Genomic DNA, 21,772 nt, shown 5'->3' on the forward strand with positions numbered 1-21,772 from the left:
CCCTTGCGGGCGCCACAACGCGCCTGTAGGTTTGCTCGACTTCTGATCACCCTCAAAGGGGCACGCCTTGACCTTCACTCCCGCGATCACCGGCACCGGCGTGTTCACGCCAGAATTGTCCATTTCCAACGCAGAACTGGTGGTCGCATTCAACGCCTACGCGGACCGGTTCAACGCGGAAAACGCGGATGCAATTGCAGCCGGAGAGATCGAAGCCAAAGCGCACTCTTCAGAGGAGTTCATCCTCAAAGCCTCTGGCATCGAACGCCGTTACGTCATGGACAAGGACGGCATTCTGGATCCCGCCGTTATGCATCCGGTCCTGCGCCAGCGCAGCGACGACGAACCGTCGATCATGGCAGAAATGGGGGTCGATGCCGCAAACAAGGCATTGGCAGCGGCAGGCAAGACGGCGGCGGATGTGGGGGCTGTGATCTGTGCGGCGTCCAACCTTGAACGCGCCTACCCCGCCGTGGCCATAGAAATTCAGGAATTGCTGGGCGTGCAGGGCTTTGCCTTTGACATGAACGTCGCCTGCTCGTCCGCTACATTTGGCATTCAGGCGGCGGCGGACATGGTGCGTTCGGGGTCCATCAAGTCGGCACTCGTGGTCAATCCGGAAATCTGCTCGGCCCACCTCGAATGGCGCGACCGCGACTGCCATTTCATCTTTGGGGACGTGGCCACCGCCACGCTGATCGAGCGGGCAGAAGACGCAACCGGCCCCTACTTTGAAATCAGGTCAACGCGCTGCGCGACAGAATTTTCCAACAACATCCGCAACAACAACGGCTATTTGCGCCGCTCACGCCCGGCCGGAATGGTGGACCGGCGCGACATGCAATTCATGCAAAACGGGCGCAAAGTGTTCAAGGAAGTGCTGCCCATGGTCAGCAGCCACATCGCCGGACATATGGGCGATGAAGGGGTCACCGCGGGCGATCTCAAACGGCTCTGGCTGCATCAGGCCAACAAATCCATGAACGATTTCATTGGTAAAAAGGTGTTGGGCCGTGATCCGGCACCGGGCGAACAACCCAACATCCTACAGGACTATGCCAACACGTCTTCGGCCGGGTCGATCATCGCGTTCTCACAGAATTCTGATGACATGCAGAGCGGCGATCTTGGCATCATCTGCTCGTTTGGCGCGGGCTATTCCGTCGGTTCAGTAATTGTGGAACGGCGGGGCTGACGCGGGCCTTCGTCACTCGGCATCTCTTCGACCATCGCGTTCATGGCTGCGGCCACCCCGCGCAACCGCTCAAGGCGACCTGCATGGGTGTCTGGCCCTTCCATCTGCGACAGCATCTCGGACACCTGAGTATAGGAAACGTTAAAGAACTCGCGCCCCCGCTTCCAGTCCATGAACCTCATACCCTTGAGCACAGAGATGTTCAGCAAGACGTCATCACCGATGTCTGTCAGGCGCAAAAGCTTGCGCGCATTGACGACCATCGCGCGGGCCAGAACTGCAAAGGCGGTGGGGTGGCGTTCCGTCTCACTCGCAGGTTTGCGCATCATGGTGGTCAGCGCTTTCATCCTTGTGGGATAGTCCTCGTATTTCGCACGCACCCTCCACGGCTTTCCAGGGACAAAGTTCAGGAGTACGTTCGATCCCGCCTTGAGCGACCGCATGGCACCAATCGGCACATTGTCGATCAATCCCCCATCAATCAGCACTTCGCCGTCGCTGCGCAGGAAGGGCGGGAAAATACCTGGGATCGCACTCGACGCGCGGATCGCCTGCCAAAGAGGACCTGTTCGGATCACCGAAACATCATTGTGGGTAAGACTGGTGGAAACGGCAAAAAAGTTCAGCTGCAGGTCCTCAACATCGCCCATCCCGAAATGTTTGCGAAATGCGTCATCTAACACCGAGTGATCGAGCAGCGAAAACCGCGGAATCGTCAGGCGCGCCATGGCTTTTGAGCGCAGGAAAATCTCCTCACATTGCTCCATGGTTTCGTCTGGATCATACCCCAAAGCGATTGCCCCAGCCATGGCCGCGCCTACACTGGTTCCGCCGACAAAATCGAAGGTGTAACCATGCTCGTGCAGTGCCTTGACCACTCCCAGATGCGCAGTGCCATAGGCCCCCCCGCCACACATCACCAGACCAATCGCTTCTCCGCGCACAAAGCGGGCGATACGGGCAAAATCCAGCTCTGAATCCAGTGCCAGATGGTGGTGCAAACGCACGGGCCGCCCCTCTAGCCATTTGGCCGTTTGCGCGGTGCTGTCGCCTGCTTTTGGTCTGTGCAACACCACATGAAGATGCGCCGGCAACGTCGCATCATAGATCGCACGTTCCAGATCAGATGGCGCATCCTCGGGGCCAAACGTTCCTTCTTTGGGCGCGATGATCATGATGGTGTCAGAGTTGTTGGCTGTGACCCTCTGCCAAATGGGGTTTTCCTTGGGATCCGCGCAAATCAACAGCAGATTACCGTAAGCCGCTTCTTGTTCTTCGAGCCATGCGGCCAAGGCGCGAGCGTCCTTCAGCAGGTCCGGAGCACAATCCCCCGCCTCTATTACTTTCCAGCGCGCCTCCCCCTCAAAACTCGCACAGATGCCCGCAACAAAAGCCGGGCTGATGACGGCACCGGCTCCGCCCGGGAACATCGCGCAGACGTGACCCGATTCAGGACGCAAATGCGGCGTGGCCGGAATAGTGCGCGCCAGACGCTGCGAGACAGCCGCCAGAATGCCATTGGCCAGCGCAGGCGTGGCAGCGGCAAGATCATCATAGGCCGCACGGCTCAGACACATGATCGCACTGTCGCGCGCGGCAACCACTGTGGCCGTGCGGGTGCCCCCGGCGAAAAATGCCAGCTCGCCAATCGGCTCGCCCTTGGTGATCTCGGCAATGGCCCGCCCGTTGTGCAGTACCGTAAAACGTCCGCGCAGCACGATGTACAGCGTATCGGCCGCGTCCCCTTCGTTGATCAGAACCTCGCCGCGACTCAAGTCGATATAGTCGGCAATGCGGGCCATCTGCTCAAGGATTTCGGGCGCCAAGGCACCAAACCCATCAATGTCGCGCAACAAAGCGATCAACTCTGCATTGCTTGTTTCACTGGCCACGTTTGCAAACCCCCTTACTCGCGCGCAGAGTGCACCGCGAGTTACTCCTCAAGCAAGATACTACTATACCGCGTAGCGCGGGATATCCGAACGCCGCCCCCAAAAGCACATTGCCCGGGGTCGGTGGGCGGGCGCCTTTTTGCACGCAGACGCAAAAACAGACGCACACCGGGCCTAGCTGTCAGTTTTGGACACCCGCAGGTGCACCGCCTCAACACTTTCGACCCGTTCGGAATAACGATTTACCAAATAGTCCGACCGGCCCCGCACCATCCACGTGAACTTGACCAGCTCTTCCATCACATCGACCACACGCGCATAAAACGGTCCCGCAGGAAGGCGGCCATTCTTGAACTCGAGCCACGCCTTGGGAATGCTTGACTGGTTCGGGATCGTTACCATCCGCATCCAGCGCCCCAGAATGCGCATCTGGTTCACCGCATTGAAACTTTGCGAGCCGCCGGTAACCTGCATCACGGCAAGCGTCTTTCCTTGCGTTGGGCGAATGCCGCCTTTCAATGACAAGGGCAGCCAGTCTATCTGGCTTTTGATCAAGCCGGTCATGGCCCCATGGCGTTCGGGACTGGACCAGACCATGCCTTCGGCCCAGACCGCCAGATCGCGCAGTTCAACGACTTTTGGGTGGGCGCCATCATCGGCATCAACCTGCGGCAGACCCGTGGGGTCGAATATGCGGGTCTCGCAGCCCAGATGACGCAAGATGCGTGCGCTCTCTTCGGCGGCACGGCGCGAATAGCTTTCTGGGCGCAATGATCCGTAAAGCAGCAGAATACGTGGCGGATGGCCGGGATCGCCTTTGGCGCGCAATGCCTCGGTGTCGATCTGAGGCAGGGCCGCTGCGACAAGCGCGGGCAGATCGTCCGCGCCGGTCTGTTCAACCACTTTCTTCTTCCAGATGCAGTTTCATGTCGATCAGCACCTGTTGCAGCAGCGTCGTTTCTTTCAACAGCCGCTTGGCTTCGTTTACGGTGATGATCCCGTCCTCGATGGATTGCTGATATTCACTCATCAACATCGCAAACCGCTGGCTGAGCGCGATCACATCGCTGTTCACACCTCCGGCTCGTTCGTCATTGGGACGGCGGTCATCATGGCTGAGAGTATTGCCCTGCAATTCGGCCAGCGCGCTGGTCACATGCGGATAGCTTGCGTCTTTCTCAAGAGCGGCCACCGCATCAATTGGCATGAACCGATCAGCATGTTCAGGATTATCAGAATAGTAACGCCCAAGCGTGGCCTTGGATTTACCCGTCAGGCCGCAAGCGGGCTCGATGCCGACGTCCTTCACCAGTGCCTCGGTGTGCTTTTTCAGATAGCTTCCAAATCCGGCCATACAGTGCGCCCCTCGTTTCCCAAAACTAATCGCCACAACCCCCGCGTGCGGGGAAACGATCCGGTCTTTTCCCATTAATCAACTCGAAAGCAAATGTCATTTGTAAATGGTCCCAAGGGTTCCGGGACGTAACGAGTAACTGGTGGTCCCATCACCGGGATAAGGTGGGGTCTGCTTTTAGTCTTCTGCCAAGTGGGAGTGGCAGGCCGGAGCAATCCAGCAGCAAGACAGGCAGATCCGTCGGACGTAACGCGTACCGGGGCAGGCTCATCCCCAAAATGAACGGGTGCAATTTCTGCATTCACCCGCCTGCCCCAATAGTAACAATGAACCGATCGCGGTCCGAGGATATGACTTGCCCAACCACAGGTGCAACGCGTCCTCGGGCCCGCCCATTGCTGGACCGGCAATGGCCAGATGGCAGCCGGGCTTTCGTGGCGACGTATCACTCCAAGCAGCATCACAAGTTAAATTGGCAGACATTCACAAGTTTTTGGCCAGCATTCAAAAGTACAGGCGCGCTCTGTGCCTCATATGCAGCGAAAGGGCCAAACCACTCACGGAAGTGTCCTTGGTTGCGCGGGGCAGGCCAGTGGCTCCCGATAGTCATGATTTGTCCCGCGCAGCTATTTCCCCACATCGTGTTTACCCTGTCCCGACGCGCCCTCTTCCAGATCCCCTGCGCGTGCGACTGAGGGGAAAGCAGCGCCGCGACGAATAAGCATTCTGTCGAGTATTGTCCTTGTATGTCGCAATGGATTAGATGAAGCTGCCTTTAACCACATGAAAAGGCTTCGCATTGTGGCAAAGCTCTACTTCAATTACTCCACCATGAACGCAGGCAAGTCGACTGTGCTGCTACAGGCCGCGCACAACTACCGTGAACGCGGCATGGTGCCTTATCTACTGACCGCGCGCCTTGATGACCGTGCAGGCGCGGGTCGAATCGCATCGCGTATCGGCATCGGGTCTGAGGCGGATATGTTTACCCCTGCTGATGATCTGTTTGACCGTCTCACCAAACAGCTGGCCGCAGGGCCTGTGGCTTGTGTCTTTGTGGATGAGGCTCAGTTTCTGACCGAAGATCAGGTCTGGCAACTTGCCCGCGCCGTCGATGATCTGAATCTGCCGGTGATGTGTTATGGCTTGCGTGTGGATTTTCTGGGCAAGCTCTTTCCCGGCTCGGCCACCCTGTTGGCCCTCGCAGACGAGATGCGCGAGGTGCGCACCATCTGCCACTGTGGAAAGAAAGCGACAATGGTCATCCGCCGGGACGCCGATGGGCGAACGCAAGCCGGTGGCGCGCAGGTGCAAATCGGGGGCAATGACACCTACGTGTCCCTGTGCCGTCGGCACTGGCGCGAAGCGATGGCCGAGGACTGAGCAGGGCGTAAAACACTCCGCCCGGCAGGACCGCGACCAATCAGACGGGGTTGGGCAGCGCCTCACCGGCACAAAACGCCGCCACGTTGCGTACGGCCATCAGCCCCATATCTACACGCACTTCAAGCGCAGCCGTCCCCAAATGCGGCAGCAGTGTCACGTTATCCAACACGCGCAGCGCCTCTGGCACCTCGGGTTCGCGCTCGTAAACATCAAGGCCCGCACCACCAATCTGTCCGGCCTTCAGGGCGGCAATCAACGCCGCCTCATCCACCACATCCCCGCGTGCAATGTTGATCAGATGCGCGTGGCTTTGCATCGCCCCAAGCACATCTGCCCCGATCAAGTGCCGGGTCTGCGCCCCACCGGGCACCGCGGTCACAACAAAATCAACAGTCCGAGCGAGAGCCAAAAGATCAGGCGCACGGGTTGCAGGAAAATCGAGGACTTTTTCGGACCGGTTCACGTAGTGCACGTCCATCTCAAACCCAAAATGGCAACGCCGCGCGATGGCCTGTCCGATCCGACCCATACCAACGATACCAACCCGCTTACCGCTCATGTGAAGGCCCAGCATTTGGGTCGGATGCCATCCGGGCCAGTTATTGCTGCGTACCATGCGCTCGCCCTCGCCCGCGCGGCGCGCCGACATCAGCATCAGCATCACAGCGATGTCCGCCGTGGCGTCCGTCACAGCTCCGGGCGTGTTGGTCACGGCAATCCCGGCCGCTCGCGCGACTGCGACGTCGATATGGTTGTACCCGACACCGAAATTGGCGAGCAGCTTACAGCGCGGGTTCGACACATCCGCAAACACCGCCGCCGAAAACTGATCCCCCAGCGTGGGCAGTACTATATCAAAGTCGGAAAGGGCCGCGCGCAACTCTGCATCCGTCAAAGGCAATGTCTCGCTGCGCACAACAACCTCGTCACAACACGCATGGGCCGCTGCAACCACGTTATCTGGCAAGGGCCGTGTGATCCAAAGCCGAGTCAATGGAGCCGCCCCCCCGTTGGTACGTCCTTGTCCGGCGTGGCCAGCACAATCGCCCCATCCGCATCAGGAAAGCCAAGCACAAGCACCTCGGACATAAAGGGGCCAATCTGGCGCGGGGGGAAATTCACCACTGCCATCACCTGCCGCCCGACCAGCTCCTCCGGGTCATAGTGCACTGTGATCTGCGCGGACGTCTTGCGTTCACCCAACTCAGGCCCGAAATCGACCCACATCTTGATCGCGGGTTTGCGCGCCTCTGGAAAGGGTTCTGCCCGCAGCACGCGGCCCACCCGCACATCCACTTTCAGAAAATCATCAAATTCGATCTCAGCCACGGGACAACTCCTTGGATCGTTTGGTGGCCGCCGCAACGGCCCGGGGCAACAGAACGGGCAAGCCCGAAGCCTCATCCATCAATACTTCCAACGCGGCCTGTGTGGTGCCATTTGGGCTTGTTACGTTGACGCGCAATTGCGCTGGATCATCATCCGATTGCATCGCCAAGGCCCCTGCCCCCGCGACGGTGGCTTTGGCCAGTTGCATCGCAAGGTCCGGCGACAACCCCTGCGCCACACCGCCCGCCGCCAGCGTTTCGATCAGATGAAAAACATAGGCCGGGCCAGAGCCGCTGACGCCCGTGACCGCGTCCATCTGCGCCTCGCCCTCCAATCGGACGACGTCACCAACCGCAGACAACAGTTCCGCCGCCTCATCCAACGCGCCCTGCCCGGCGGCATTGGCACAGATCGCCGTAATACCGCGCCCAATGGCGGCTGGCGTGTTGGGCATCGCGCGCACGATTGGGGTGTCGGCTCCAAATGCCGCCTCAAAAGAAGCCAAGGACGTACCTGCCGCCACCGAGACAAACACCGTTTCGCCCCCGCCCAGCGCCGAAATGGCAGGCAGCGCGTCCCCCATCATTTGGGGTTTGACGGCCACAAGAACCACGGCGGGCGCCTCGGGCAACTGGGCGTTGATATGCACACCTGTCCCGCGCAACCACAGCGACGGAACGGGCTCGATCACCCATACCTTGTCAGCTGGCAACCCGCGTTCCAGCCATCCGGCCAGCATCGCCGACCCCATCTTGCCACAGCCCAGAAGCACAAGGCCCTGGGCTGCGATCCGCGTCTTTTTCATCTATTCAGTTCCCCAAGTCATCTCAGGGCGAGAGGTTACGCGCGGCCATAGGCCTCTGCAATGGCGACCTGAATGGCATCCTTGGGCGTACGGTCACCCCAGATCAGCAATTGCAGGGCGGGATAGTAACGCTCGGCGCTCATCACCGCAGCGCCGATCATGGTGTCGATCTGCTCGGCAGATGCCACCTGACCACCGCTAAGGACCAAACCATACCGGTAAACCATCAGCTTTTGCTCTTCCCAATAGGTGAAGGACCCGGCCCAGCACTGATCGTTGATCAGGTTGAGCAGTTCATAAAGCGCGGCGCGTTTTTCTTCGGTTGGCTCCATCTCGAAGGTGCACACCATGCGCAGTGTTTCGTCATAGCCCGACCATGCCAGCGTGAGAGAATATGTTCGCCATTGGCCCTCAACGGCCATTGCGATCTGATCATCTGCAATACGGTCGAAATCCCACTCGTGATGTTCGGCGATGTGCTCGACGATATCGATGGGATGGATGTCATCGTCCAGGAACTGCTCGGAAAGGGCCATGGTGCCACCTCTTATTCGCTAGTAGCGATGGGGGCTGGCAGCGCCCCAAGCGCTAGGTGCCTGCTCTAGAAACCGGGGCTATTCCCCGTGCCTCTACGATATATGGTGACCGCGCCCATGGCGTCTGGCAACCCTTTATTTGGGGATAACCGCAATAAGTTGGGGACAAAGCGCCGTTGGGCGCAATATGAGGGCAGAGCGCTGGCGATGGTCTGGCGTGACCCAACATCGCCAAAATGGACTGAAGGTCAGACAACTGTGCGGCAAGGAGCACGGCACCAGTCTCACAGCGATGAAGAAGGGCAGACATGCGCCAAGGCCATCAGATGGACTGTTAAAAACCACCCCTGAACAGAGCAACGCGTTGACGATCTGACGCAGGAACCGCCCCTGATTCATAGGGGATAAAGCCTACGCGCACGGATAGCCATCAACTCGTTCGCCGATTCTCTCAAGCCACCGAGGGCGCTATTATTGATGGGACAATGCGGAGATTTCTGCGCGATTGTCCGTGAAATCACATGCGGTCACCACCATGACGTGAAACTGCCGCAATTTTGCCTGATTCAGCTTGCGCGGAGGACTGAAGAGTCGCATTCAGACTATTTGTTCGACCGTCTTTTCGGCGCGTAGTAGTTTTGAGGACTTTAAAATGAATCTGGTTTCCAAGTTTGCGTCTGTCGTAATCACATCTGCCATCATGGCGACTGGTGCGTCAGCGGCAACGGTCACGTACACAGAAGGCAACGGACAAAACCGCAAACTGGTTGCTGACTCGTCGGATCTAGAAGACTCGCCAATCCCCGGTGGATTTGCCCTTGGCAGTTTTGAAAGTGACGATGTTTTGCAGCTGCACGGTCGGATTGTGTCGTCGTAAGATGTATTTTCCCACACTTTCGCTTTTTCGGGTGCGTTTAATGTGGAATTCGATCTGGATGGTTATCAGCTAGCGGCAGGCCTCACTTCGTCGGATCTTGTGGACCCGGATTCTGGGTACGAAACACTGTCCGGCCTTGTGGGTCAGGTGGCAAAAGGCGGAAACCCTGTTGCCGGTACCACGGTTAAAAATGTCTCCTTTTCTCTGTCAGGCGGTGGATCGACCGTTTCAAAAACATTTGTAACTGACGTATTGGCCAGCAATACAACCGATGGATTTATCTTCTCCGGTTTGGGGAACGTCGAATACACTTTGACAGTGGATGGATCGCTCAGACCGACGTCGGGCGCGGTTGCACTTTACGACCTCAAGATATCCGCCGTTCCGATCCCTGCGGCAGGCTTTATGCTTCTTGGTGGACTTGGCGGTCTGGCCGCACTGCGCCGCCGCAAAAGTAAATCGCACGTTTGATCAACCCAACGCTGATCTGCAACATTTGAAAGGGCCGCACTTGGGTGCGGCCTTTTTCATTTACAAGGCACCGACAGAACCAACGTCCGAGGCGCACAGCGTGTTCGTGGTATGACACCAGACCGCGCTAGATAGGTTTAAACAACACAATCTCGATCGGCGAGCTGTCGTCAGAAAAAGACATGTTGGCCTCGTTCCTGATCTGCTGCGCGCTGGCGTCAATGATCAGATCATTGCCCTGCAGCGTCAGCAGTCTGGTTTTGGTTTGGACGACGATGTCCTTTCCACCCGCTCGAACAGCAAAGATCGAGCCACCCTTTGCCAGAAGGAACATATACACCCGGTCGTTGTTCACAGAAATGCCGTCCGCGACACCAATCACAGCGCCGTCCGAGGACAAAAGGCGCAGCCCCTTTGTGGCTTCGATGGACGCGGCATCAGATGTGCTCAACTCTGCCTGAGCGGGCAACGCAAGTACGGTCAGGGCAAAAACGGCAAGGCAAGTACGCAACAAGGCCATCAAGGATCCTCCACATCATGTTTTAAAAAGATACGGGTGAAGCAGACAACTGGATGTCCTGTGATGCTATTTTGAGAGCACAAGCCGTTTCGGGTCAGTCGACCAGACCTGCCCTCCTAGTCGCCTGACAACCAGTTTTCCTTGTGCTTGGACGAATTGGCACAACGCGAAAAACGCATGCCACCCCGACTGCTTTGCCATCCGTTCGATATCGGCGCGGCACGCATCGATCTAATCAAAAGTTCGAGGGGTCGCGGTGATAGCCACCGCTCAGGCGGTCTGTCCCTAAGATGGCCAAGGCGGGTTACGGGGCCCCCGATCAGCCCGCACGGCCAGAGCCCTGCAACGCTGAAGCGTGCCAAAGCACCCTTTCCTGCGGCGGGCGAAACGTGACGTGGCCCGACCCACTGCTGAAGAGGCCATGCCACGGAAAGCCGAACGGCTTACTTGGACGCTGCGTCCATCGCATCCAGACGCGCCTTTAGCGCCTCATTCTCTTCGCGCGCCTTTTGCGCCATCGCGCGGACCGCGTCGAATTCTTCGCGGGTGACGAAATCCCGATCCGCGAGCCAGCGGTCCATCATCGACTTCATCGCCGTTTCTGCTTCGTCCCGCGCGCCTTGGGCCACACCCATCGCGTTGGTCATCAGTTGCGAGATATCGTCGAAAATCTTGCCACGTGCCTGCATCTGTCGTCTCCTGTTCACAATTGATCTCTATATGGGGGCCTCGTGCCCACGGGGCAAGCTTGACCTTGCCTGCAGCCAGAGGCATTCAGACGCAGATGAACGCGCTCCTCCCCTTCCCCAACATCTCGCCCGAGATCTTTTCAATCTCGCTGTTCGGCATGGATCTGGCCCTGCGCTGGTATGCGCTGGCCTATATCGTGGGGATCATAATCGGCTGGCGGCTGGTGGTGATGGCGGTCAAGACCCCGCGGCTTTGGCCCAATCAGCAGCCTGTGATGACCCCCGCACAGATCGAAGACATGCTGACTTGGATCATTCTCGGCGTATTGTTGGGTGGGCGTCTGGGCTACGTGCTGTTTTACCAACCCGGCGTGTACCTCGAAAATCCGTTCGCAATCCTCGCGATCTGGGAGGGCGGCATGGCCTTTCATGGCGGCCTCTTGGGCGTTGTGCTGGCGGCCTTCCTCTACACGCGCCGCCACAATATCCCACAGCTGAGCGCGGCAGACGCGATCGCTTTGGGCGTACCACCGGGCCTACTGCTTGGCCGGATCGCCAATTTCATCAATGCAGAGCTGTGGGGGCGACCCACCGAACTGCCTTGGGGCGTGATATTTCCAGGGCAAGCCGCACAATACTGCCCGCAGATCGTCGGCGCCTGTGCGCGCCACCCTTCGCAGCTTTATGAGGCCTTTCTTGAAGGATTGGTGCTCCTCATCGTGCTCTTGTGGATGGTGTGGCGGCGCGATGCGTTCAAGCGGCCCGGTCTGGTCTGTGGCACGTTCCTTGCCGGATACGGGCTGTCCCGCTTTGCCGTTGAATTCGTCCGTCAACCGGATGCGCAATTTGTCGGGCCTGCCAACCCCTTGGGGCTGGCGTGGCATGTGGGCGGCTACGGACTGACCATGGGGCAGCTCTTGTCACTGCCGATGATCCTGCTGGGTCTGTTCCTGATCCAGCGCGCCCGTCGGATCGGAGTGCCCGCTGCATGACGTTGCAGCAGGATCTGGCGGCGCGTATTGCGACCTCGGGACCAATCACCGTCGCGGACTACATGAGCACGGCACTCCTGCACCCGACCTTCGGATACTACAGCACCCGCGACCCGTTTGGCACCGATGGGGATTTCACGACCGCCCCCGAAATCAGCCAGATGTTTGGCGAATTGATCGGCCTGTGCCTTGCGCAAAGCTGGCTGGATCAGGGATCACCGGCCCCCTTCACACTGGCAGAGCTCGGCCCGGGACGCGGCACTTTGATGGCCGACATCCTGCGGGCGACAGCGCAGGTGCCCGGGTTCCACAATGGTGCCCGCATCGTGCTGGTCGAAGCCTCGCCCATCCTCAAGGCACGGCAGGCAGAGACACTGGTTCATTTTTCACCGACATGGACCGACACGGTGGCCGACCTGCCCGATCTCCCCCTCTGGCTTGTTGCGAACGAGTTTTTTGACGCCCTGCCTGTGCGTCAGTTTCAGCGCGATGGAACCGGATGGCGGGAACGCAGTGTTGGTCTGAAGAACGAAACACTGACCTTCGGCCTCTCGCCCGTCGGCCCGCAACCTGCACTCGATCACAGGTTGGAGGACACAAAAGACGGTGATCTGGTGGAACTGAACGCCCCGGCGCAAGCAATCACTGCGGACATCGGCGCGCGCGTGGCCAAGGGTGGTGCTGCACTGATCATCGACTACGGCGAATGGCGCAGCCTTGGGGATACACTGCAAGCCTTGCGCGGGCACGCCCCCGTTGACCCACTGGATGCCCCCGGCACAGCCGACCTGACCACACATGTGGATTTCGAGGCCCTAGGCACCGCTGCCGCCCCGGCGGCTTTCACGCGTCTGACCCCCCAGGGCGTCTTTCTGGAACGGCTTGGGATCACCAATCGTGCGCAAACACTCGCCGGTGAGATGACCGGGGCGACCCTAAATGCCCATATTGCAGCACATCGGCGGTTGACGCACCCCGATGAAATGGGAAACCTGTTCAAGGTGCTGGGTCTCTACCCCGCAGATGCACCGCCCCCGCCCGGATTGGAGCCATGACACTTGAAATCCTAACTGCCGACACTCTCGCGCCCCTGCGCCACGGCTTTTTCACGCGCAAAGGTGGGGCGTCGTCGGGCGTGTTTGAGGGGCTGAATTGCGGCACCGGCAGCACCGATCAGACCGAAATCGTGGCCATCAACCGAAGCCGCGTGGCGGCCGCGCTTGACGTCCCCGAGGACCATCTTGCAAGCGTGCACCAAATACACTCAAGCGACGCGATCCATGTCACCGGTCCGCAGACTGAAAAGCCTCGCGCTGACGCACTGGTCACGGCCACACCAGGGATTGCGTTGACCGTGTTAAGTGCGGATTGCCAACCTGTGTTATTCGCCGACGCGCAGGCAGGCGTCATCGGGGCCGCCCATGCCGGCTGGAAAGGCGCACAAGGGGGCGTGCTTGAGACAACGGTGGACGCGATGGTCGCCCTCGGGGCCAACCGCGAAAACATCCACGCCGTCATCGGCCCTGCGATCAGCCAGCGCGCTTACGAAGTGGGCCCCGAGTTCTTTGACACCTTTCTGGATGAAGATCCCGACAACACACATTTTTTCGCAGGTGGTGACGGGGACCGGATGCATTTTGACCTGCCCGGCTATGGGTTGGCGCGGTTGCGCGCCGCCGGGGTGGGGTCCGCTGAATGGACCCGGCACTGCACGTATTACGACGCCGACCGGTTCTATTCGTACCGCCGGTCAGTGCACGCCAAGGATCCCGATTACGGACGGCTGATCTCGGCCATCGTGCTGTGATCGCGGCACAGTCGGGGCAAAAATTGCCTCAACAGCGCCCCATTGTTTCCTGTTTCGCACAAATGCATCGGGCGAAGCCCAGATAACTAAGGGTTTTTGCAACGTTCGCGCCCCGCCATGATTGACCAGATGGTTTTACTCAAATTTTCGAAAATCGCGCGGCAGCGTCAAAAACACGCCCGATTGCAACGCCATTCTGTGTTTGAGGCGGGCAAAACGCCCGAACAGAACAAAAACGCGAAGGCGACAGAACACATGGCAAAAGCACGTTTCATCAAATCCGTGGTCAAATCGGCCAAAGAAGACACCCCCCAATTGCCATGGGCGCGCGGGACACGGCGGGCAGCCTTCATCGCCAAGCGGACCACACCTGCGGCGTTGCGCAAATCAGCCTAGGTGCCGCTGGCACCTCTCGAATCAAATGTGGCGCGCTTGCCCTGCAAGGCGTCAACAATCCCGGCCAAAGGCGTATCATTGATGCGCCTTACTCTGTTTGTGTCCCGCATTTATTGACAGTTTGCAGCGAATTTCAGAATTATGAGTCATTGTTAAGACACATGGCACGTGCCCATCTGTCGTCGTCGGTGGGGGCCGACACAGATGTGACCAGTAAGACTGAGGTTACACATGACGATCCCCGCTCCTATGCGCACACGGCGCGCCCCCTCCACCCCTGTAATGCCGACGAGGTCCTATAATGTGGCCGCGCTCAACCCCGATGGCACGCGCTTTGTGCACAGCTTTCAAGCGCCGATGCTCCCCCTGTTTGAAACCGCATTTTCTGCTTTTGCCCGCGGGACGACTTTGGCTGGTCCTCATGGGGCTATTGCTATCGAAGACCTTGTGCCCGGTGACTGGCTCAACACTTCGGCGGGTCAACCGGCAGAGGTGACGTGGATCGGATCCACCACCTTCGTGCCTGCCCATGCAGGGCGGCGCATGCCGTTGGTGCGGATCATGGCGGACAGCTTTGGGCAAAGCCGCCCATCTTCCTTTGTTTCGCTGGGCAAGGGCGCACGCGTTCTGCAAACGCCACCGCATTTGCGCGGATCAACGGGCGGGGCGCAGACCCTGACCCCAATCAGCGATTTTGTTGACGGCGTGAACGTGATCGAAGTCTCTCCGCCCACACCGGTTCACCTGTATCACCTATGCCTGACGCGCCACGCGGCGGTGGATGTGGGCGGCATGATGGTCGAAACGTTTCACCCCGGCATGGGTGGCACCCGCGACATGTCATACGCCCAGCGCGATCAGTTTCTGTCGATGTTCCCGCGAATTTCGCACATCACCGATTTCGGCCCTCTGGCACACCCGCGCGCGCCCGAAGCCGAAGAGGCCGCCTAGGCCGACTTGGCCAATCGCGCCTCAAGCACATCAAACGGCACGCCGGGGGCATCCTTGGCCTGCCGGATCACCAGCGATGTCTTGACGGATTCAACATTGGGTGTGGTCAGCAATTCGCCCGTCAGAAAGCTCTGAAAGCTAGACAGGTCCGGCGCCACGCATTTCAGGATGAAATCAACCTCGCCGTTCAGCATGTGACACTCGCGCACCAGCGGCCAAGCGCGGCAGCGATCTTCGAACGCGCTCAGGTCAGACTCGGCCTGACTGGCCAGACCCACATTGGCAAACACCTGCACTTCAAACCCCAGCACATGGGCATCCACATCGCCGTGATAGCCGCGGATGTATCCAGACTCTTCCAGAGTGCGCACACGACGCAGGCAGGGCGGGGCCGAAATACCAACCCGTTTGGCCAGTTCCACATTGGTCATGCGACCATCTGCCTGCAATTCGGCCAGAATCTTGCGATCAATCTCGTCGAGACGTGTGGTTGCCATGACTACCCCCTATTTTAAGCGATATTATAGCAGGCCGGGCAAAACGCGCAATAATATTTCACACCTGCGCAACATCTGAAAAGAATGCGGCGCAGGCGCCATGCACAGCGCGCACATCTGCCTGCCAAAATCGGGGTTCAAACCCATAGCACTCGGGTCTATATCATCCCAACAATCCCTGCCTCAGGAGAGCTGCCAAATGCCCGACACAAAACGCACCAAGGTTCTGATCATCGGCTCCGGCCCTGCCGGATATACGGCGGGCGTCTACGCGTCGCGTGCTATGCTGGACCCGATCCTCGTGCAGGGGATCGAACCGGGCGGGCAATTGACCACCACGACCGAGGTCGAAAACTGGCCCGGCGACACCGAAGTACAAGGTCCTGACCTGATGGTGCGTATGGAAAGCCACGCCAAGGCGATGGGCTGCGAAATCATCGGTGACATCATCAGTTCCGTGGACTTCTCCAAGCGGCCGTTTGTTGCGCAATCCGACAGCGGCACCGTTTATGTGGCCGACGCAATCATCCTTGCCACGGGCGCGCGTGCCAAATGGCTTGGCCTGCCGTCTGAGGAAAAATTCAAAGGCTTTGGCGTCTCCGCCTGCGCCACCTGCGACGGCTTCTTCTATCGCGGTCAGGAAATCGCCGTGATCGGCGGCGGCAACACGGCCGTGGAAGAGGCGCTGTTCCTCACCAATTTCGCCTCCAAGGTTACGCTGATCCACCGCCGGGATGAGTTGCGCGCAGAAAAGATCCTGATTGACCGGCTGATGAAAAACCCCAAGATCGAACCGCTCTGGTTCCATCAGCTCGAAGAGGTCTATGGGACGGACGCGCCCCTTGGCGTCGAAGGGATCAAGGTCAAACACACGCAAACAGGTGAAATCACAGACATCCCAGCCAAGGGCGTCTTTGTGGCCATCGGCCACGCGCCTGCCAACGAACTGGTCAAGGATGTGCTGGACACCCACATGGGCGGCTACGTGGTCACCAAACCCGACAGCACAGAAACTTCCATTCCGGGCGTGTTTGCTGCGGGCGACCTCACAGACCACAAATACCGGCAGGCCGTCACGTCTGCGGGCATGGGCTGTATGGCCGCTCTCGAGGCGGAACGGTTCATCGCCGAAAACGGTGTCGAGGACGCAGCGATGGATTACACCGCCGTCGCTGAATAAATCCTGCCCTTGGACTGTTACCTCAATGGCGCGCGCCTCCCGTTGACCGGGGCGGGCACGCGCGCCACTGTGCACGGACCAGACAGGATCGAGAGAACAAGATGAATTCAGAGCTGTGGCGCGGCAGTTGGGCGACCCGCATTCGGATCGTGTCCGGGTTGATCTTGATGGCCTATGTCGCGGCCCACCTGATAAATCTCGCCTCGGTCCTGATCTCACCAGATGCCTATGACATGGTGCAAAAGGTGCGGTTTTGGGTCATCCGTTCTGATATCGGCACAACCGTGATCGGACTGGCGCTGCTTGCCCATATGGCGCTGTCACTGGGCAAGGTGGCCTTGGCGCGTTCTCTTCGAATGCCGCTGCGCGACGCGCTGCAAATATCGCTCGGGTTGATCATACCCCTGATCCTTGTCAGCCACGTGATATACACCCGTGCGGCACACGAAGTATTGGGCGTGAACACCACGCTTGGCTATATCAACACTCTGATCTGGACCACGTGGGATGGTTGGATGCAGGCGCTCTTGGTTATTGTCACATGGGTGCACGGCATGATCGGGATGCACATGTGGTTAAGGGTGACGCGTTGGTGGCGGGCATCATTTCCTTGGATTGTCGGCGTCAGCGTCCTGATCCCGACACTCGCGCTTGTTGGGTTTGTCATCTCGGCGCGTGTGATGCGCGGATTGATGCAAGATCCACGGGCCGCAGACCTTGCCCGGCAGGCATGGAACTTCCCTGACAGGGAAGGGTTTCAGCTGCTGGCCCAAATCGATCAGCAATCCACTCTGGCAGTGTGGGCAGTGCTGGCCCTTGCCCTGTTTGTCTTTGCCGTACGTCGCACGATGGCGGCATTGCGCAAACCGATCCGTGTTCAATACATTGATGGCCCGCAAGTGCGCGCACCGCGCGGCCAAACCCTGCTGGAAACCTCGCGGAGCAACGGCGTGGCCCATACGGCACTGTGTGGCGGACGTGGACGCTGTACCACCTGCCGCGTCATCGTCGAAGACGGGATGGACGACCTGCCCCTACCCTCCGAGGCAGAGGCCCGCACGCTGGCCGCCGTCGGCGCGCCCCCCAACGCGCGGCTTGCCTGCCAGATGCGGCCCAGCGCCCCGATCAGCGTCTTTCGCGTCTTTGCGCCTGACGGCAAACGCAGCCGCGCCCACGCAAGCCAAGGGAAAGAGGCGCAACTGGCCGTCCTGTTCCTTGATATGCGCGGGTTCACCGCCCGCACCGACGGGCAGTTGCCCTATGACGTTGTGTTCCTGCTGAACCGCTTTTTCGACCAGATCGTGCCACCGATCAACAAGGCTGGCGGGACCGTGGACAAGTACATGGGCGATGGGCTGATGGCGGTGTTTGAGACGGACACGCCCAGTGCCTCTGCACGTGCCGCGATCCAAGCTGTCGAAGGCATCGGACACGCGCTAGAGGCTTTCAACGAAACACTCAAAAGCGAAGGCGGCGCGCCCGTAGCGATTGGCATCGGTGTGCATTTGGGCAATGTCGTGCTGGGCGAGATTGGGGCAGCGGGCCAAGCGCCCCGGACGTTGATCGGGGACACGGTGAACACCGCCTCACGCCTCGAAAGCGAAACCAAGGGGCTGGCTGTTCAGGCCCTGATTTCCGAAGAGACCCTTCAAGCCGCCGGACACGCCGTGGCGACAAGCAACATGGTCCAGCTCTCCTTGCGCGGCCTTGAACATCCCCTGCCCGCGCTGGCGATAGATCAAGCCAACCAATTGCAAGACACGCTGGGGAAAGTCGGCGAAAACGCCCTCGCATAGTGCTGCGACACCTGTGCTGGACAGGCCAGTGCCGTCACAAAACCGCTATACCTGACAGTTTCGGCGGTTTCTGTCAGTACAGCCGCCCCGTCTCGTTATAGGCCATGCGCGCTTCGATGTCCTCTAGTGGGCTGTCCATCTTGCCCATGTCCTTCAGGGCCTCGGCATAGGTCGGCAGGCCCTCGATCGACCCCCAATGCTCTGGCTGCCACATCCGGGACCGGATCATCGACTTGCCGCAGTGAAAGAATGCCTCTTGAACGCGCACGATCAGCGCAAGGTTCGGGCGGTGACCATTGACGGTTGTCATGTCCAGAATGTCATCATCCCGCGCAATTTCGCCCACACCATTGATGCGCACGACTTCCTTGCGCATCGGAACCACCAGCATCAGGCCGATGGCCGGGTTTTGCAGATGTTGTGAAATGTATCCCCGCGCTTGTTGCCGATGCGGTCGGGGATGGCGAGAGTTGTGGGGTCCAGAACCTTGATGAACCCGGCCGGGTCCCCTTTGGGCGAAACATCCATCCGACCGCTTGCATCGCTGCTGGCAATGGCGACAAAGGTGGTTCTTTCGATCCACGCCCGGCAATTGTGATCAATGTGGTCAATGATCTTGTTGACCTGACTGGGATGCATCGTCGGGGTGTCGAGGATATCTTCAAGCTGCTCGGCAGTCGTGACCGGCTTTTGGATTTCGTACATGCGGCTACCCCGTTTCGGCGATCGACAGAGCAGAACGCTAGCACTGATCACGTGCCATTCAAAATTGATATGGCAGAACAGCCCGCCCAAAAGGCAGGCGCAAGCGTGCCCGATTAACCACAGATCCAAAAACCGGCGGCAAATTCAAAGTTTGTTCTTTTCTGAACATATTTTTCATGGCATATGTTCACGCGTGAACAAACACGAGTGACCCGGTGCCCAGTACTGCATCCAAATCCAGCGACGCACGCGACGACCAGATGTTCCGTCTGCTACGTCAGCTCGACGTAGCACCCGATGCGTCCCAACGGGCCATGGCGCAGACCATAGGCATATCGCTGGGCCGTCTCAACGCCCTGCTGCGCGATGCCACCACCGCCGGTCTGGTCAAAATCGGCAACAAAGACAGCACCGACAAACGCCAACGTTTTTCTTATGCGCTCACAACCCGCGGAGCAGGCGAAAAGAACCGCCTGACCGACCAATTCCTGACCCGAAAGTTCGCCGAATACGACGCGCTCTACGCCGAACTGACGGGCACCACCTCCGGCTTTAATCCCTTGAACTACAGGACCAAATTGATGGAAAACAACCTCGCCCCGATCCCCGAGCTGTTCGTGTCCTACGACAGCGCCCAGAAACTGAAAGCCGACGCAGGCGATCTGGTCAGCTGGGACCTCACACCGCGCCAGATCTGCGATCTGGAATTGCTGATGAACGGCGGGTTCAACCCGCTCAAAGGGTTCCTGTCCGAGGCCGATTACAACTCTGTCGTGGACACGATGCGCACCACAGACGGCGCACTGTGGCCAATGCCCATCACACTGGACGTAAACGATAAATTCGCAGGCCAGCTGGAAATTGGTCAGGACATCGCCCTGCGCGACCAAGAGGGCGTGATCCTCGCCACCATGACCGTGACAGACCGCTGGACACCCAACAAAGCACACGAAGCCGAACAGGTGTTCGGCGCCGACGACAGCGCGCACCCGGCCGTCAACTACCTGCACAACACCGCAGGCGACATCTACCTCGGCGGGCCCGTCACAGGCATCCAGCAACCGGTGCACTACGACTTCCGGGCCAAGCGCAACACACCCAATGAATTGCGCGCCTATTTCCGCAAAATGGGCTGGCGCAAGGTTGTCGCCTTCCAAACCCGCAACCCGCTGCACCGCGCGCACCAGGAACTGACCTTCCGCGCCGCACGCGAGGCCCAAGCCAACCTGCTGATCCACCCGGTCGTCGGGCTGACCAAACCCGGTGACGTCGATCACTTCACCCGCGTGCGCTGCTACGAGGCGGTGCTGGACAAATACCCCCAAGCCACCACATCCATGTCCCTGCTCAATCTGGCGATGCGCATGGCTGGCCCGCGCGAGGCGGTATGGCACGGCCTGATCCGGAAAAACCACGGCTGCACCCACTTCATCGTCGGTCGTGACCACGCTGGCCCCGGCCAGAACTCGGCAGGCGAAGATTTCTATGGGCCTTACGACGCACAGGACCTGTTCCGCGAACATCAGGCCGAAATGGGCATCGAAATGGTCGACTTCAAACACATGGTCTGGGTGCAGGAACGCGCCCAATACGAGGCCATTGACGAGATCAAGGACAAGGATGACATCACCATCCTCAACATCTCGGGCACCGAATTGCGCCGCCGCCTGTCCGAAGGGCTGGAAATCCCCGAATGGTTCTCCTTCCCCGAAGTCGTGGCTGAACTGCGCAAAACCAAACCACCACGGGCACAGCAGGGCTTTACCGTCTTCTTCACCGGGTTTTCCGGGTCGGGTAAATCGACAATCGCCAACGCCCTGATGGTCAAACTGATGGAAATGGGCGGTCGCCCCGTGACGCTGCTTGACGGAGATATCGTGCGCAAAAACTTGTCCTCCGAACTTGGGTTCTCCAAAGAGCACCGCGATCTCAACATCCGCCGCATCGGGTATGTGGCCAGCGAGATCACCAAGAACGGCGGCATCGCGATCTGTGCACCCATCGCGCCTTATGCGACCACCCGGCGGGCTGTGCGCGAGGATGTCGAAGCATTTGGGGCCTTTGTCGAAATCCACGTCGCCACCTCAATCGAGGAATGCGAACGCCGTGACCGCAAGGGGCTTTATAAACTGGCGCGCGAAGGAAAGATCAAGGAATTCACAGGAATCTCAGACCCCTACGACGTTCCTGCCAACCCAGAACTGAGCGTCGAAACTGAGAATGTAGATGTGGACAACTGCGCCCATCAGGTCCTGCTGAAACTGGAAAGCATGGGGCTGATTGCGGGATAATCCCCCCTTTTTCACACACCATCAAACCAATCAAAACGCGCCCTGTTCCGGGGCGCGTTTTTTGATGTACCCAACACGGGCACGCCTCGTCCCCTTCTAAGGC

24 protein-coding genes are annotated in these 21,772 nt (G+C 59.2%); 12 read left to right on the forward strand and 12 right to left on the reverse strand.

What is annotated here, in order from left to right; translation table 11 throughout:
• The first annotated feature begins 67 nt into the window (after window positions 1–67).
• Window positions 68–1,195: a beta-ketoacyl-ACP synthase III gene (locus DHN60_RS01565; protein ID WP_108835497.1), complete on the forward strand. Its 1,128-nt coding sequence runs from the start codon at window positions 68–70 to the stop codon at window positions 1,193–1,195.
• On the opposite strand, the gene DHN60_RS01570 is transcribed toward DHN60_RS01565, so the two are convergent.
• The 3 genes from DHN60_RS01570 to DHN60_RS01580 all read right to left on the reverse strand — a co-directional run bounded on the left by DHN60_RS01570 (window position 1,156) and on the right by DHN60_RS01580 (window position 4,441).
• On the reverse strand, window positions 1,156–3,087 hold the full coding sequence (locus DHN60_RS01570) for a patatin-like phospholipase family protein (protein WP_108835498.1): 1,932 nt from the start codon (window positions 3,085–3,087) through the stop codon (window positions 1,156–1,158). The genes DHN60_RS01565 and DHN60_RS01570 overlap by 40 nt on opposite strands.
• A gap of 174 nt (window positions 3,088–3,261) precedes the next feature.
• A complete protein-coding gene (arsH, locus tag DHN60_RS01575) occupies window positions 3,262–3,990 on the reverse strand; it encodes an arsenical resistance protein ArsH (RefSeq protein ID WP_108835499.1) in 729 nt (242 codons plus the stop codon).
• Window positions 3,983–4,441 carry a hypothetical protein gene (locus DHN60_RS01580; protein WP_108835500.1) on the reverse strand — a complete coding sequence of 153 codons (459 nt, stop codon included), beginning with the start codon at window positions 4,439–4,441 and terminating at the stop codon, window positions 3,983–3,985. Before DHN60_RS01580 ends, arsH begins: the two co-directional genes overlap by 8 nt.
• Before the next feature lie 801 nt (window positions 4,442–5,242).
• Here DHN60_RS01580 and DHN60_RS01585 point away from each other — a divergent pair.
• The gene (locus DHN60_RS01585; protein WP_108835894.1) at window positions 5,243–5,824 is read left to right on the forward strand and encodes a thymidine kinase; all 582 of its coding nucleotides are present in this window, start codon (window positions 5,243–5,245) and stop codon (window positions 5,822–5,824) included.
• Window positions 5,825–5,864: 40 nt separating this feature from the next.
• On the opposite strand, the gene DHN60_RS01590 is transcribed toward DHN60_RS01585, so the two are convergent.
• From DHN60_RS01590 to DHN60_RS01605, 4 genes are read right to left on the reverse strand one after another with little or no spacing between them, the layout of a single operon-like run.
• Window positions 5,865–6,794: a D-glycerate dehydrogenase gene (locus tag DHN60_RS01590; protein WP_255415544.1), complete on the reverse strand. Its 930-nt coding sequence runs from the start codon at window positions 6,792–6,794 to the stop codon at window positions 5,865–5,867.
• Window positions 6,795–6,817: 23 nt separating this feature from the next.
• Window positions 6,818–7,156, reverse strand: coding sequence for a tRNA-binding protein (locus DHN60_RS01595; RefSeq protein WP_108835502.1), 339 nt, complete (start codon window positions 7,154–7,156; stop codon window positions 6,818–6,820).
• Entirely contained in the window at window positions 7,149–7,961 is an 813-nt protein-coding gene (proC, locus tag DHN60_RS01600) for a pyrroline-5-carboxylate reductase (RefSeq protein WP_108835503.1), read from the reverse strand. Before proC ends, DHN60_RS01595 begins: the two co-directional genes overlap by 8 nt.
• Before the next feature lie 35 nt (window positions 7,962–7,996).
• Window positions 7,997–8,497, reverse strand: coding sequence for a YbjN domain-containing protein (locus DHN60_RS01605; RefSeq protein ID WP_108835504.1), 501 nt, complete (start codon window positions 8,495–8,497; stop codon window positions 7,997–7,999).
• Window positions 8,498–9,149: 652 nt separating this feature from the next.
• Between DHN60_RS01605 and DHN60_RS01615 the strand changes: the two genes are divergently transcribed.
• A complete protein-coding gene (locus DHN60_RS01615; RefSeq protein ID WP_108835506.1) occupies window positions 9,150–9,374 on the forward strand; it encodes a hypothetical protein in 225 nt (74 codons plus the stop codon).
• A 42-nt stretch (window positions 9,375–9,416) separates the two neighbouring features.
• Window positions 9,417–9,845, forward strand: a complete 429-nt coding sequence (locus DHN60_RS01620) for a VPLPA-CTERM sorting domain-containing protein (protein WP_108835507.1) — start codon at window positions 9,417–9,419, stop codon at window positions 9,843–9,845.
• 127 nt (window positions 9,846–9,972) lie between these two features.
• Here the strand turns inward: DHN60_RS01620 and DHN60_RS01625 are convergent, their stop codons facing one another.
• Together DHN60_RS01625 and DHN60_RS01630 are read right to left on the reverse strand one after the other, a co-directional pair.
• On the reverse strand, window positions 9,973–10,365 hold the full coding sequence (locus tag DHN60_RS01625) for a hypothetical protein (protein ID WP_108835508.1): 393 nt from the start codon (window positions 10,363–10,365) through the stop codon (window positions 9,973–9,975).
• 443 nt (window positions 10,366–10,808) lie between these two features.
• A complete protein-coding gene (locus DHN60_RS01630; RefSeq protein WP_108835509.1) occupies window positions 10,809–11,054 on the reverse strand; it encodes an accessory factor UbiK family protein in 246 nt (81 codons plus the stop codon).
• 95 nt (window positions 11,055–11,149) lie between these two features.
• Here DHN60_RS01630 and lgt point away from each other — a divergent pair, with 95 nt between their 5' ends.
• The 5 genes from lgt to DHN60_RS01655 all read left to right on the forward strand — a co-directional run bounded on the left by lgt (window position 11,150) and on the right by DHN60_RS01655 (window position 15,200).
• Window positions 11,150–12,046, forward strand: a complete 897-nt coding sequence (gene lgt, locus DHN60_RS01635; protein WP_108835510.1) for a prolipoprotein diacylglyceryl transferase — start codon at window positions 11,150–11,152, stop codon at window positions 12,044–12,046.
• Window positions 12,043–13,101, forward strand: a complete 1,059-nt coding sequence (locus DHN60_RS01640; protein ID WP_108835511.1) for a class I SAM-dependent methyltransferase — start codon at window positions 12,043–12,045, stop codon at window positions 13,099–13,101. Before lgt ends, DHN60_RS01640 begins: the two co-directional genes overlap by 4 nt.
• Window positions 13,098–13,853, forward strand: coding sequence for a peptidoglycan editing factor PgeF (gene pgeF, locus DHN60_RS01645; protein ID WP_108835512.1), 756 nt, complete (start codon window positions 13,098–13,100; stop codon window positions 13,851–13,853). Before DHN60_RS01640 ends, pgeF begins: the two co-directional genes overlap by 4 nt.
• 255 nt (window positions 13,854–14,108) lie before the next feature.
• Window positions 14,109–14,249 (forward strand): hypothetical protein, encoded by a 141-nt coding sequence (locus DHN60_RS22445; protein ID WP_199913612.1) that lies wholly within the window; start codon window positions 14,109–14,111, stop codon window positions 14,247–14,249.
• 231 nt (window positions 14,250–14,480) lie between these two features.
• On the forward strand, window positions 14,481–15,200 hold the full coding sequence (locus DHN60_RS01655) for a Hint domain-containing protein (RefSeq protein WP_234423482.1): 720 nt from the start codon (window positions 14,481–14,483) through the stop codon (window positions 15,198–15,200).
• On the opposite strand, the gene DHN60_RS01660 is transcribed toward DHN60_RS01655, so the two are convergent.
• On the reverse strand, window positions 15,197–15,697 hold the full coding sequence (locus DHN60_RS01660) for an Lrp/AsnC family transcriptional regulator (protein ID WP_108835515.1): 501 nt from the start codon (window positions 15,695–15,697) through the stop codon (window positions 15,197–15,199). The two genes, DHN60_RS01655 and DHN60_RS01660, sit on opposite strands and share 4 nt — an antisense overlap.
• A 199-nt stretch (window positions 15,698–15,896) precedes the next feature.
• Between DHN60_RS01660 and trxB the strand changes: the two genes are divergently transcribed.
• Both trxB and DHN60_RS01670 read left to right on the forward strand, forming a co-directional pair.
• The gene (gene trxB / locus DHN60_RS01665; protein ID WP_108835516.1) at window positions 15,897–16,877 is read left to right on the forward strand and encodes a thioredoxin-disulfide reductase; all 981 of its coding nucleotides are present in this window, start codon (window positions 15,897–15,899) and stop codon (window positions 16,875–16,877) included.
• A gap of 101 nt (window positions 16,878–16,978) precedes the next feature.
• Window positions 16,979–18,673, forward strand: coding sequence for an adenylate/guanylate cyclase domain-containing protein (locus DHN60_RS01670; RefSeq protein WP_108835517.1), 1,695 nt, complete (start codon window positions 16,979–16,981; stop codon window positions 18,671–18,673).
• A gap of 73 nt (window positions 18,674–18,746) precedes the next feature.
• Here the strand turns inward: DHN60_RS01670 and DHN60_RS01675 are convergent, their stop codons facing one another.
• Window positions 18,747–19,064, reverse strand: a complete 318-nt coding sequence (locus DHN60_RS01675; protein ID WP_108835518.1) for a hypothetical protein — start codon at window positions 19,062–19,064, stop codon at window positions 18,747–18,749.
• Window positions 19,064–19,378, reverse strand: coding sequence for a pyridoxamine 5'-phosphate oxidase family protein (locus DHN60_RS01680; RefSeq protein WP_108835519.1), 315 nt, complete (start codon window positions 19,376–19,378; stop codon window positions 19,064–19,066). Before DHN60_RS01680 ends, DHN60_RS01675 begins: the two co-directional genes overlap by 1 nt.
• Window positions 19,379–19,638: 260 nt before the next feature.
• Here DHN60_RS01680 and DHN60_RS01685 point away from each other — a divergent pair, with 260 nt between their 5' ends.
• Window positions 19,639–21,669, forward strand: a complete 2,031-nt coding sequence (locus tag DHN60_RS01685) for a bifunctional sulfate adenylyltransferase/adenylylsulfate kinase (RefSeq protein WP_199913625.1) — start codon at window positions 19,639–19,641, stop codon at window positions 21,667–21,669.
• Window positions 21,670–21,772: the final 103 nt, after the last annotated feature.

This window comes from Tateyamaria sp. Alg231-49, assembly GCF_900143535.1.
Taxonomy (GTDB): Bacteria; Pseudomonadota; Alphaproteobacteria; order Rhodobacterales; family Rhodobacteraceae; genus Tateyamaria.